The organism is Methanothermococcus jasoni (assembly GCF_049075655.1).
Lineage (GTDB): Archaea > AGJL01 > Methanococci > Methanococcales > Methanococcaceae > Methanofervidicoccus.
The window spans coordinates 1,582,283-1,595,136 of sequence record NZ_CP157522.1 but is presented as its reverse complement, the minus strand read 5'-3'; the positions used below and the strand labels follow the sequence as shown (position 1 = coordinate 1,595,136).

The following is a 12,854-nucleotide window of genomic DNA, read 5'->3' as shown; positions in this document are numbered from 1 at the left end:
GAATGAATCTGCTACCGTTAATTGTAGTGTTTCCATTAATTATGGCGATAATCTTTAATTATATTTATAAAAGTAAGGCAATTAGAATTTTAGCACTTTTGATGGCATTATCTCTTGTAATTCTTCCATTCCTTGGGGGCTATGGAACATATTTCTTCGGAGCTCATGGTGTAGAAAGTGGGTTAATCTCGGGAATATCATATATATTCAATCCAGCAAAGCAGGTAATGATTTTCACATTAATGTTAATAGGTTCATTGGTGCTTATTGCTGGAATGGGTGAAAAAAAATTAAACGGATTATTTGTATCCTTGCTATTAATGGGACTTGCCAGTGTTTCAGCAGTGGTTTTGGCAGATGACCTTTTCAATATATATGTATTTTATGAGATTGCGGCAATAGCTCAAACAGGATTGGTAATAGCCTCTGGAACAGAAAAGGCATACAAAGCGGCATTTAGATATATGATAATGGGAACTGTGGCTGGTTCATTGTTATTGTTGGGTATAGCATTTTTACTATCTGCAACAGGAACCCTTAATATAAGCGACATGCACAACTATCTTGCAAATAATCCGGCAACTCCTACTATATATGGCGGATTATTGATGTTAATTATAGGTTTGTGCTATGGTGGCGGTCTTCCACCATTTCACACAGTTAAAGCGGATATATATGCTAGGGCAAAACCATTTGTGGCTTCAATGTTGCAAACATATTCAAAGTTTGTCCTTGTGGCAGTAATGCTTGTAATCTTCAAATTATTCGGCGGTCTATCTTACTTCAACACTGCCCATGGTGCATTGATTGCATTATCAATATTTGGGATGGTATTTGGTGTTGTGATGGCATTGTTGCAAAGTGATTATAAAAAACTTCTTTCATATCACGCCATAAGTCAAGGGGGTTATGTTGCAGCAGGGCTTGCCATTGGAACACCATTGGGCATTATAGCAGGAATATTCCATGCAATAAACCACGTTATTTATAAGAGTGCATTGTTCTTAGGAGCTCACATAGTTAGTCAAAAACATTCATCAAATTTGGCAAAACTTGGTGGGCTTTTACCTATTATGCCAACAGTTGCATTTATGATATTATGTGCAAAACTTGCAATAAGTGGTGTTCCACCATTTAATGGATTTCAAAGTAAATTATTACTTGCAGAAGCGGCTATGAGTGTAAATATGCCAGAACTTGCAGTTATAATGATATTGGTTAGTGTAGGAACATTCGTTTCAATGATGAAGGCATTTTACTTAATATTCTTAAAACCATGTAGTGAAGAGCAGATTGAAGAATATAAAAATATTAAGGTTTCAAGATACTCCATATTCTCATTAGCGGTATTGACGATATTATGTATTATATTGGGTATCTATCCAGATATTGTAGTAAATCAAATAGCTCCTTATGCAAATGAAATTGGAAGAATTTGGACATTTTAATAGTAGTTATAGGTGTCATGCATTGATTAAGTTGGCTGAAACAATATGTTATTAAATAATTGTGGTGGTATTGTATGGAATATGATAAATTTCAAAAGGAAATGGAAAAAGAAGAACATGGGGACGGAATATCCGTTGGTGCAGGACTAACTGGCGAATTAACCTTATATGGTTTTTTAGTTATGTCCGTATTGCTATTATCTCGGGTATTCAGCGACATATTATTTGCAATTATGGGAGTTTCCATAATCGGAATTGCCATTTCATTCATGCCTATGTTATTTAAATTCAATAAGGAAAATTCAAATCATATAAACATGCAGTTATTCTGGATATCTATGTTTGTTGGCATTCTATCGGTTGTAATATACTTTGCCAAATAAAAAAGATACCAAAAATAAATATATATTTATATATTAATATTAAATTTTAATATTTATGTTCATTGGTGATATTATGCCTGTATCTGTTAATAGGGAAATTGCAGTTTCACTATCCTTTATGTTCTTTGGTGCGGCGATATTTTATTCCGTTTATAGTATAAATGTAGTTGAGGGAGTAAATGCCATATATACTCATACCGATATTATACCAAATCTTGTAAGTGCAGTTTTATTTGATTGGAGAGGATTTGATACACTTGGAGAATGTTTGATATTGATTAACTCAGTTCTTGTCACAGGAATGGTGTTTGGAAGAGGGCTGTTTAATTCAGAATTTCTTAAAGAAGTTTATGGAAATCAAAATGATAAACTGGCTAAAAATATTGATGATATGGGAGGATTTACTCCAATAATTAAAGTTTTAGCAATGCCTATGAGTATAATATTGATGATTCTTGGAATAGTCGTGATTCTTGGGGGGCATATCACACCAGGAGGAGGATTTCAAGGAGGTTCATTGATAGCCGCCGCCTACATATTGGCAATTATTTCATTTGGAATAAAAGATTGTCCGATGAATTTCAACCATAAATTTTTGGAAACCCTTGAAAGTTTCGGAGCTCTGACATTTCTCATATTTGGAATATTGGGTATTGTGGTTTCAGGATATTACCTGTTTAATTTTGACAGTCTCTTTGGGATGAATATATTTCCATCACCAGCAGGTTTGGAAAATGTTGGGATAATACCTTATCTAAACACAGCAGTGGGTTTAAAGGTATTGGCTGGATTATCTACAATTACTACATTATTAACTGGTGAAAAGGTCATCATGAAGAACATTGCAGATTAATGCAAATATATTGCAAATGGTGATATTATGATAAACTATGGATTAATTACAATAAATACCATGTTTTTGCCATTGGTGGGGATGTTTGTGGGCTTTATGCTAGGAATAAAGATAAATATGAAATTAAATATGTTGTTTTATCTAATTGTAGGAGTGTTTGTTGCCTATTTATTGGGAGCTCTCCCTTACTATAATTTCCCAATGTCTTATTCATTTATATTGTCGATGGTAGGGCTATTATTTGGAAATCTGATAAATATGATGTTTAAGAGGAATTAATTAAAAACGCCGGCATATTATTGGATTACCTTTAATTTATTAATGTTTGATTAATTAATGATTTGACCAATAATAAACGAGATGTGTTAAAAAATAATTAAAATAGTAAAATAATATTATGTGATATTATGATTATAACGGATATAAGCAAATGTAGAGGCATTGAAAAGTGCGAAACTTGTCCATTTAAGGAATCTTCAAAATGTATGAAGGTATGTCCCACAAATGCCATTAGATTAATGGATAATAAAGCATTTTCCTGCATCACATGTGGAACTTGTGCAAGGGAATGCCCAAACAACGCCATAAAAAAGAATGAATTTGGCGGATATTATGTAGATAGGCGAAGATGCAACGGCTGTGGAACCTGTGAAAAAGCCTGTCCAATAAATATAATTGTGATGAAAAAAGAGGAAAAAATCGTAAATAACAATAAAAGGGAGTTTTCATATCCTGATGGAATTTGTGTAATGTGTGGATTATGTGCCGAAGTTTGTCCCTACGATGCAAGAATGTATTTTAATCTAAAAGATTTGAAGAGTAAAAAGAACAGAGCTCTGGCAGAACGATATTTAAGTATGTTCAACAGAGGGACAATCAAAGGTAATGAAATAAGTGATATAGGACATATAGAGAGCAAACCGAATTCTAGGTTGATGGAAGTTAGAGTTTCAATAAACATAGATAGGGAAAAATGTGCAGAATGTGGAAAATGTGTATATCTATGTCCAAAAAACACGATATTGGAAAAAGAGGAAGTAGATGGATGCACAAGATGCAATATTTGTGGAGATGTCTGTCCAAAGGATGCCATAAACTGTGGTGAAGTGGATACTGAAACCTGTATATTGTGCGGAAACTGTATTGAAAAATGTCCAAAGGATGCCCTACAAATATCAAACTTTAAGGTAGTTAAAATTAAAGAGGACAAAAAAACCATACCATTAAAACACTGTATAAATTGCGGTTTATGCGCCGACAAATGCCCAGCTGGTGCTTTAAAGATTGAGAACAACAAGGTGCTTTATGACCCAAGCTCCTGTAAATTATGCAATGCCTGTGTAAATGTATGTCCGCAGGGAGTTAGAATTAACAAAGGGGAAGTTGTAGATGGTGGTTGTGTTTTATGCGGTATATGTATAGATGTCTGTCCAAAGGATGCCATAAGTATAGAGGAAATTAAAAGATTCGATGTGATTAAGGATGAAAACTGCATAGGATGCGGAACTTGTTCAAATGTATGTCCAAGGGATGCAATTACTGTGAAAATTATAAAATTCAAAAACGAAATCTGCAAATCAATTAAAAGAGAAGTTGTATTTGATGAGAACTGCATAATGTGTGAAAACTGTGCTATACACTGCCCAAGAGACGTAATTCCAAATACCACAGGATATAAAAATATTATCGATAGGGACAACTCATTTATTAGAACTGACTTTGATTTCTGCGTATTTTGTGGATTATGCAACAAAATCTGTCCAAATGATGCCGTAGATAAGGGTAAATTTGATTGGGATAAATGTGAATTCTGTTCAGCATGTGCAAATATCTGCCCTACTCATGCTATTTCAATATACAGAAAATGGGTTGAAAAATAAAATAAAAAGATTAATTCTTATTGAAGGTGCATATTATGAACAATCCATCTTTTAAAAATCTTGCAAAAATATTCATTTCTGGATTTTATGAAAATCTGGAACGAATAATTTTTGGAACGGATAGATATACTTCAATGGAAATGAGAAATAATATACTATCAGGAGTGAAGCTTCCAAGGAGTGTGTTTGAGGAGCTCTGCATTGGATGTAGAGGATGTGCCAATGCCTGCCCAACGGGATGTATTAAGATGGTGGGAATAGAGCCTGTAAAAATAACTGAAAATTACATAAAAAAATCAATTCCTGTAATAGATGATGAAAGATGTATCTATTGTTTATACTGTCATGATTTCTGCCCGGTATTTTCCATATTTAATGAAATATCTCCCATTCATCCAAGGCACGTTGGGGATGAATATATTGAAGTTGATTTAACTAAAATGTTTGAAAAACCTGTGGATATTCCAGAGGAACAGTTGAAAAAGATAGCAAATATTCTTTCAATAAATCTTTCGAGAATGCTTAAAGAAGAAAAGAAATAAAGAAGAAAAAAGTATGAAGGAGAGAATAAAAAATTAATAAGAAATAATATTGAAGAATAAAGAAGAAGAAATAAAATAAAAAAATTAAGAAAGAACGATATTAAAAAGAAAAAAGGTGAATGCATGATAAAAGAACATGCAAGGAAAAAATGTATTCATGTCATGCTGGCATACACCGGGGGATGCAATGGTTGCGATATTGAGGTTGTAAATTGTGTCCTGTCTCCATTTTATGATGCTGAGCAATACAACGTCCTTTTAACATGGAATCCAAGAGAGGCTGATATATTACTTGTAAGCGGATGCGTTACAAAGGTAATGACTGAACCACTTAAAAAAATATACGAGGCAATACCTGAACCTAAGGCAGTTGTTGCAGTAGGATGCTGTGCATTGATGGGCGGAGTGTATGGAAACATCGGCGGAGATTTGGGAACTTCTGATTTTATAGATGGACCTGTTGAAAATATAATTCCAGTGGATGTTAAAGTTCCAGGATGTTCCCCAAGACCTGAGGATATTATACAAGGTATTGTGCAGGCACTTCCAAAAATTATAAAGGAAGAATAATCGAGGTGTATTTTTATGTATGCAATGATTGAAGAGATACTCTCAATACTGGGCATTCCACTGATAGCATTTGCGGTATCCACATGGATTCCCGGAATTCAGAGGAAAATCCAGGCAAGAATTCAGCAAAGGACAGGACCTTCAATATTAACGCCAGGACTTTGGGCATTATTTAAGTTTTTAGCAAAAAAAACAGAAGAGCCATACAGCATTATGCCAAGATTATATAAAACTCTCCCTATTGTGAGTTTTGTGGCAATTTGGCTGATTCTTGCATCTACATCAATTACTAAAATTGCCGTAATTTCTAATTTAATATTTATAGCTGGGCTTTTAAAAGTGGAGGAAATGGCTTATGTAATTATGGGTTCTCTTGCGAGCTCAGTCATGGGAGTTAGAATGCCGTATGTTGATGAATGTAAGGGAAGTAATTTTTTAAACACACTAAAAATATCTCTCGAACAGTTGGGGGCAGTCAGGGCTTTTAAAATGATTACAATAGGCTCATTTCCATTTTATGTTGCTACCCTTATACCGTTCATACCTCACAAAAGTATATATTTAGCCAATCTCGTTGGAAACAATTTTTTATTTACTCTTGGGGGAATTTTTGGAGCAATAGCATACTTTATAGGATATATAATATTAACAAACGATTATCCGTTCTCAATTATGCACACCAAGGCGGATGTTATTGAAGGTCCAACTATGGAATACTCTGGAAGATACAGGGCTATATATTTGTCAGTAAAGGAGCTCCTAATGATAACACTTGGAAGTTTATTTGCAACACTTTATCTTGGTATTGCACCAGATGTAAATAATCCAATAACAATTGTTGAAAACTTTGCAGTGGCTTTCCTGTTTCCTATACTGAGCTCAGTTGTGAGTGCATATACTCCAGTTTTAACATTTAGGCAGGTATATCCTATTTCACTATGTACAACGATAATAGCTTTTGTGGGAGTTATTTTTGCATTACTGAGTATATAATTAAAAATAGAAATAATAGATTTATGTTTTTTATTTTCTCCTTGTTTTAATGGGTGTGGGTCTTTCAAACATTTTTTTATAATTAACAGAAAAAGGAATTATAAATATATATATATAGTTAGATTAATTAATGATAAAGGATACTCATTAGTAGATATATTTATGGGGTCTGTCCAATGTAAGCGTTGGTGAGTAAATGCTCACATTGGACTTGGGCGTCATCAACCTCATATCCCTCTGGGTTCATTGGGAGCATGTCATCGGTCTCCTCCCCTGTCGTGGGGACCCCGGCTCCACCCATCAATTCGACAATTTGTTGGATGTTTTAACATGTTTAAAAGAGGTTTAGGAAAGTCTTGGGGTTGATTAGATTGACACTATAAACTATGCATGAAAACACTATATAAACATTTCGAAAACTAAATGCTCCCATACACTCACAAATACTCACAAAAAACTAAACAGTTTTAAACGGCGGAGCTCTCATTTCAAAGACCGAGGAATTGTTAAATAGCTATGGTCAGCTACCAACGACTAAAGTCGTTGGCTTGCCCTTTGTAGCGAAGCGGAGAGTATAAAATTGCTCCGCAATTTTAACTTCAAAATCAAAGATTTTGATGCTATAAAATCCCGTAGGGATTTTATTTAATCCAACTCCCTCAATAATAAGGGCGGAGGACATTAGGCTGGCTGACGGACAGCCCTGTATTATTTACCAATAAAGCCCTTCCAACCGTATCCACTCTACCGAGCTTCGTGCCTTAGGGCTTATTACAATTTATAGTTTATACAACATATAAATTTTTCGGCATTCCTCCAACGGCTAATTGAATAAAATCCTTCGGATTTTTATAGCATTTCCGAACGAAAGTGAGGAAAACTTAAAACCGAAGGTTTTAGGTCGCAACTTCGTTGCGGAGTCGGAGCGAAGCGGAGAGCTACAAAATCACTTTGTGATTTTGTTTAATCGTTGGCTTCCTGCCAAAGGAATCGTGAAATTGAAAAGGGAGAGTTTTTAAACCTAAACAATTGCTATTTTAACAAATTAAAAAATCCCAAATTCCACAGTTAAGATGATATTTTTTAAACAAATATAAATGTGATGAGCTCCATAATCACAGTTGAAATGGATTTATATTTAGATAATATTGGAAAAAAGAGAAACTTGAAAAGATATTGGTTGGTAATATTATATCAATGAGCAAGTATCTGAATTACACAGTGGATAAAAATAGAGATAAATATCCTGAATTACAGATAATTCGGCGTTAAATCAAAGGAAATTCTTTTATAGGTATTTTTGGGAGATTTACGGTCAATTTGACATTCCAAATCTATTTGTTATTGGAAGGAAGGTGTCGAAAGGATTGGTCCGGTTATAAAAACTGAATAGAATCAAAAAATATATATACAGGAAAAATAATATAATTATGTGGATTTGTGGGGTGCCATATTCACAAGCAGAGGTGTCCTTATGAAATTGGATTCATTCCTGATAACAACCACAAATGAGATTCCAGGGGTAGAACTTTATTATTTAGGAATAGTCTCAGAGGTTGTAGAGGGCTATGATATGGATAAATTGTTGGAATTAATGGAAGAAAAAGCAAAGTCTATGGAAGCTATTGCCATAATAGGGTTTAAAACTGTTGTAGCACACGACGGAAATACCATAAAGTTGATGGGATATGGCACTGCGGTCAAAGATATTGAAGGCCAGTGGGCTGTTTATTAATAAAATATTTTAATTATTTTTAATTTTTGTTGTTTTTGCAGTTATTTCAAGTTATATATCGCATAGTTTTATTTTGTTGGATGTAATCAATTTTAATTTCTTTTTTAATATTATTTAATGCTTTTAAATTGCATATTTTTAAAAAATAACTGTTATTTATACTTTTTGAAATGATTTAAATCGAAAATTATATAATAAATAAATTTCATATATGTGGTTAGCACCCCACAAGACCACAATAAACAAAAATTGGAAAGGAGGTAATACTATGGATTTTAACCCGCCTGATAAGGCAATTGAGTTGGCAGGAAATGTAGGGGGATATAAAGGGAAGTTAGGGGCCAATCAGCTCTTGTTAAGGGGAATCATGGGAGGAGCATATATTGCCATGGGTGCCGGACTTTGCACAATATGTTCCACCGGAGTATCCCAATACCTTGGATTGGGAATTGCAAAGCTTATAGGTGCAGCAGTGTTCCCTGTTGGGCTTATATTAATCATATTAACTGGTATGGAACTTGTTACTGGGGATATGATGCTACTACCTGTGGCAATATTTCAAAAAAAGGCGTCATTTTCCCAGCTTTTAAAGGTCTGGTTCTGGGTATATGTTGGAAATCTTATTGGTTCTCTGATATATGTTGCAATAATGATATATGGTCCGCTCAGGTCATTTAATACTACAACTGGCGAATGGGCAGTCAATTCATTTGGTCAGACTGCAATTAAAATAGCCGAAGCAAAAGTCCTTCCATACATGGCGGGAGGGGCGTTGGGATGGCTCTCCTGTCTTGTAAAAGGTATTGGATGTAATTGGCTCGTTAATCTCGCAGTTATGGGTTCTTTAACTGCAACAAGTGTATTTGGTAAATTCCTTATGATATGGTTCCCAATAATGGCGTTCGTAGCATCTGGATTTGAGCACAGCGTGGCAAACATGTATTTCATCCCTGCTGGAATGATGCTTGGCGCAAATGTATCTCTTTCGGGATGGTGGTTATGGAACGAGTTACCTGCCACAATAGGAAACATTATTGGGGCAGTAATATTTGTAGCAATGGTGTATTACTATGCATATGGTAAAAAGATTTAATCTAAACAATGCTTTAAAGCATGCAAAAACAATGCCTTCTGCCACATTATCCCTGATAGTCTGGTCTGCAATAACAATATGGGCCACAATAATTTCCAAAAATATTTGGGTGTTGTTGTGTGCAATACCATTTATTATAGCGCTGACACTCATTCCTTTGAAAATTTCAAAAATGAATAACGACCTTTCCCAACAACTACTCCCAGATTATGAAAGAGACTTATCCACAACCAAAATAAAGGATATTACAAAGGACATGTTAAATCATCAAGTTAAGGTTATAGGAACTGTGGAAAAAATAATATATGGCGTTTCCCCCAAACCCACGGTTAAAATCAAGGATGAAACGGGAGAAATACTATCACTTCTCCTTGTCCCTTTGCCTGATGAGGTAAAAAAAGGAGATAAAATAGAGCTGTATGGGATTATAACAAAGCATTATAAATATTTTGGATTCATGGGAATACCAAAACTGTGGAAACCAAAAATTTTTGGAATTGGGGTTAATAAAGTATACCAGTGTAATAAATAATACAGTTTACAATAAACAATTTTGAATAATGTGGTTTAAGGAGGTCATATTTTGGGTGATGATGCAAAGCCTAAGAAAAAACTTGCAATCGTCAGTTGCATGGACACTAGATTGGTCAACTTCCTCTCTGAAAAACTTGGAATAGACAGAGGGGATGCCAAGGTCATTAAAAATGCTGGAAATATTATAACGGAAGATACATTAAGATCTCTTGTGGTTGCTATATATCTGCTTGATGTGAATAAAATCATGGTTGTTGGACATACAGACTGTGGCATGAAATCCGTGGATGTTGAAGACATTAAAAAGAAAATGGTTGAAAGAGGGGCAAATCCATATTTCACCCCGAATTTAGAACAGTGGCTAGGTAAAATTGATTCTGAAGAAGATAATATAATTAAAGGAGCAGAATTGATAAAAAATCATCCTGCAATTCCAAATGATGTGGATGTTAGGGGATATATTATAGATGTTGAAACAGGAGAACTGACACGACTATGTTAAATATGCAGTACCTCTAAAATCTGTGGATGAAGCATTTGCCGACACATGCCCATAGAGTCACCATCCAAATACTTTAAATATATTGCATATATTACTCAACATAATATTTTATTTTATCATTATTTTGATTTTAATAATAATTTTTATAATATAGGCACCCCGTTATCTACGAACCCTTGCGGAGTAGATAACCGAGAAAAAACCAAAAGTTTCCCAAATATGATAATAAATTAATAACCTAATAATTAAAAGAAAGGTGGATATAATGACCGAATTTAAAATGGTCCATACGGTATGTCCATACTGCGGATGCGGATGCGGAGTGGATTTAATCGTAAAAGATGATAAAATTGTAGGAACCCATCCGTTTAAAAGACATCCAGTAAATGAAGGAAAGGTATGTATTAAAGGGAATTACTGTTATGAATTTGTTCATAGTGATGAGAGGCTAAAAAAGCCATTAATTAAAAAAGATGGTAAATTTGTTGAATCCAGCTGGGAAGAGGCTTTGGATTTAATTGCAAGTAAATTAAAGGAATATACTCCCGATGAAGTGGGCTTTTTCTCATCGGCAAGATGCACGAACGAGGATAACTACGTATTCCAAAAATTTGCGAGAGCAGTAATAAAAACGAATAATATAGACCATTGTGCGAGAATTTGACACTCTGCAACTGTTGCAGGTCTTGGGGAAGCTTTTGGGTCTGGTGCCATGACAAACTCAATTGAAGATATTGAAGAAGCAAATTGCATACTTATTATAGGTTCAAACACATTTGAACAGCATCCAATAATTGCAAGAAGGGTAGTTAGAGCAAAAGAAAAGGGAACTAAGGTTATAGTTATTGACCCTAGAAAAACAATGACTGCCAGTCAGGCTGATGTATTTCTCCAAATAACTCCCGGAACAAATGCTGCCATAGTAAATGGTTTGATAAATGTTATAATAAATAATAATTTAATCGATGAGGAATTCATAAAAAACAGAACAAAAGGATTTGAGGAGTTAAAAAAGACTGTGGAAAAATACACCCCTGAATATGTTTCAAAGATTTGTGGGGTTTCACCTGAGCTCATAGAGGAAGCGGCAAAACTATATGCAACTTCTGAAAAGTCATCGATATTATACTGTATGGGCGTGACTCAGTTCATACATGGTGTAGATAATGTTAAATGCTGCTGTAATTTGGCAATGATAACTGGAAATCTTGGAAAAAGAGGAACGGGAGTCAATCCATTGAGGGGGCAGAACAATGTTCAGGGAGCCTGTGATATGGGAGCTCTACCAAATGTATATCCAGGTTATCAAAAGGTAAATGACCCTGAGGTATATAAGAAATTTGAAGAACTTTGGAATACCGAACTAAACCACAATGTAGGGCTAACTATTCCAGAAATGATTGAAAAATGTGGAGATGAATTAAAATGCCTGTATATAATGGGGGAAAATCCAATGGTTTCTGACCCCGATATAAACCATGTTGAGCATGCATTAAAATCCCTTGATTTCCTTATTGTTCAAGATATATTCCTAACTGAAACAGCTCAACTGGCAGATGTTGTTCTGCCTTCTGCATGCTGGGCTGAAAAGGATGGAACATTTACAAACTCTGAAAGAAGGGTTCAGAGGATAAGAAAAGCTGTCAATCCACCGGAAGAAGCCCTTGATGATTGGATTATAATTAAAAAACTTGCTGAAAAAATGGGATATGGCGATATGTTTAATTATACTTCCCCTGAGGAAATATTTAATGAGATTAGAAAAGCCACACCACAGTATGCGGGCATTACCTACAAAAGATTGGGAGTAGATGGCATACATTGGCCATGTAAGACAGAGGATAGCAAAGGAACGCCAATTTTACATACTGAGAAATTCCTTACGCTAGATGGATTAGGTAAATTATTTGCCGTTGAATATGGAGAAGCCGCAGAGCTTCCAGATGAGGAATATCCTATGATTTTAACCACTGGAAGACTCATATTCCACTACCACACAGGAACAATGACGAGAAAATGTAAGCATATTACATCGGAGATAAATGAGGGATTCGTAGAAATACACCCCGAAGATGCCAAAAAATTAAATATTAAAGATAAAGAGCTAGTCAGGGTTTCATCGAGAAGAGGAGAGGTAAAAGTTAAGGCAAAAATCACTAAAAATATTAAAAAAGGTGTGGTGTTTATGCCGTTCCACTTTGCAGAATGTGCTGCAAACATATTAACAAACACTGCACTGGACCCCAACTGTAAGATACCTGAATTCAAGGTGTGTGCAGTTAGAATTGATAAGCAATAATCGTGAATTTTTTATTTTTTAT

General features: G+C 34.7%; 14 protein-coding genes. 13 read left to right on the top strand and 1 reads right to left on the bottom strand.

Annotated features, from left to right (window positions below; translation table 11 throughout):
• Positions 1–2: 2 nt before the first annotated feature.
• From ehbF to Mjas_RS08310, 8 genes are all read left to right on the top strand, one after another.
• The gene (gene ehbF, locus Mjas_RS08345; protein WP_421077695.1) at positions 3–1,448 is read left to right on the top strand and encodes an energy conserving hydrogenase EhbF; all 1,446 of its coding nucleotides are present in this window, start codon (positions 3–5) and stop codon (positions 1,446–1,448) included.
• Between the two features lie 74 nt (positions 1,449–1,522).
• Entirely contained in the window at positions 1,523–1,831 is a 309-nt protein-coding gene (locus Mjas_RS08340) for a hypothetical protein (protein ID WP_421077694.1), read from the top strand.
• A 73-nt stretch (positions 1,832–1,904) separates the two neighbouring features.
• Positions 1,905–2,684 (top strand): MnhB domain-containing protein, encoded by a 780-nt coding sequence (locus Mjas_RS08335; RefSeq protein ID WP_421077693.1) that lies wholly within the window; start codon positions 1,905–1,907, stop codon positions 2,682–2,684.
• A 27-nt stretch (positions 2,685–2,711) separates the two neighbouring features.
• Positions 2,712–2,963 carry a hypothetical protein gene (locus Mjas_RS08330; RefSeq protein WP_421077692.1) on the top strand — a complete coding sequence of 84 codons (252 nt, stop codon included), beginning with the start codon at positions 2,712–2,714 and terminating at the stop codon, positions 2,961–2,963.
• Between the two features lie 128 nt (positions 2,964–3,091).
• The gene (locus Mjas_RS08325) at positions 3,092–4,564 is read left to right on the top strand and encodes a 4Fe-4S binding protein (protein ID WP_421077691.1); all 1,473 of its coding nucleotides are present in this window, start codon (positions 3,092–3,094) and stop codon (positions 4,562–4,564) included.
• A gap of 35 nt (positions 4,565–4,599) precedes the next feature.
• On the top strand, positions 4,600–5,106 hold the full coding sequence (locus Mjas_RS08320) for a 4Fe-4S binding protein (protein ID WP_421077690.1): 507 nt from the start codon (positions 4,600–4,602) through the stop codon (positions 5,104–5,106).
• Between the two features lie 123 nt (positions 5,107–5,229).
• Positions 5,230–5,676 (top strand): NADH-quinone oxidoreductase subunit B family protein, encoded by a 447-nt coding sequence (locus Mjas_RS08315; protein WP_421077689.1) that lies wholly within the window; start codon positions 5,230–5,232, stop codon positions 5,674–5,676.
• Between the two features lie 24 nt (positions 5,677–5,700).
• Entirely contained in the window at positions 5,701–6,669 is a 969-nt protein-coding gene (locus tag Mjas_RS08310) for a respiratory chain complex I subunit 1 family protein (protein ID WP_421078613.1), read from the top strand.
• Between the two features lie 160 nt (positions 6,670–6,829).
• Here Mjas_RS08310 and Mjas_RS08305 read toward each other — a convergent pair whose 3' ends face one another.
• Complete coding sequence (locus tag Mjas_RS08305) at positions 6,830–6,970, bottom strand: hypothetical protein (protein WP_421077688.1); 141 nt, start codon at positions 6,968–6,970, stop codon at positions 6,830–6,832.
• Positions 6,971–8,143: 1,173 nt separating this feature from the next.
• Between Mjas_RS08305 and Mjas_RS08300 the strand changes: the two genes are divergently transcribed.
• The 5 genes from Mjas_RS08300 (at position 8,144) to fdhF (ending at position 12,832) form a co-directional block, all read left to right on the top strand.
• Positions 8,144–8,404, top strand: coding sequence for a selenium-binding protein (locus tag Mjas_RS08300; RefSeq protein WP_421077687.1), 261 nt, complete (start codon positions 8,144–8,146; stop codon positions 8,402–8,404).
• Positions 8,405–8,672: 268 nt separating this feature from the next.
• The gene (locus Mjas_RS08295) at positions 8,673–9,497 is read left to right on the top strand and encodes a formate/nitrite transporter family protein (RefSeq protein WP_421077686.1); all 825 of its coding nucleotides are present in this window, start codon (positions 8,673–8,675) and stop codon (positions 9,495–9,497) included.
• The gene (locus Mjas_RS08290) at positions 9,475–10,029 is read left to right on the top strand and encodes a hypothetical protein (protein ID WP_421077685.1); all 555 of its coding nucleotides are present in this window, start codon (positions 9,475–9,477) and stop codon (positions 10,027–10,029) included. The genes Mjas_RS08295 and Mjas_RS08290 overlap by 23 nt, the downstream gene beginning before the upstream one ends.
• Before the next feature lie 51 nt (positions 10,030–10,080).
• Positions 10,081–10,533, top strand: a complete 453-nt coding sequence (locus Mjas_RS08285; protein WP_421077684.1) for a beta-class carbonic anhydrase — start codon at positions 10,081–10,083, stop codon at positions 10,531–10,533.
• Between the two features lie 265 nt (positions 10,534–10,798).
• Positions 10,799–12,832 carry a formate dehydrogenase subunit alpha gene (fdhF, locus tag Mjas_RS08280; protein ID WP_421077683.1) on the top strand — a complete coding sequence of 678 codons (2,034 nt, stop codon included), beginning with the start codon at positions 10,799–10,801 and terminating at the stop codon, positions 12,830–12,832.
• Positions 12,833–12,854: the final 22 nt, after the last annotated feature.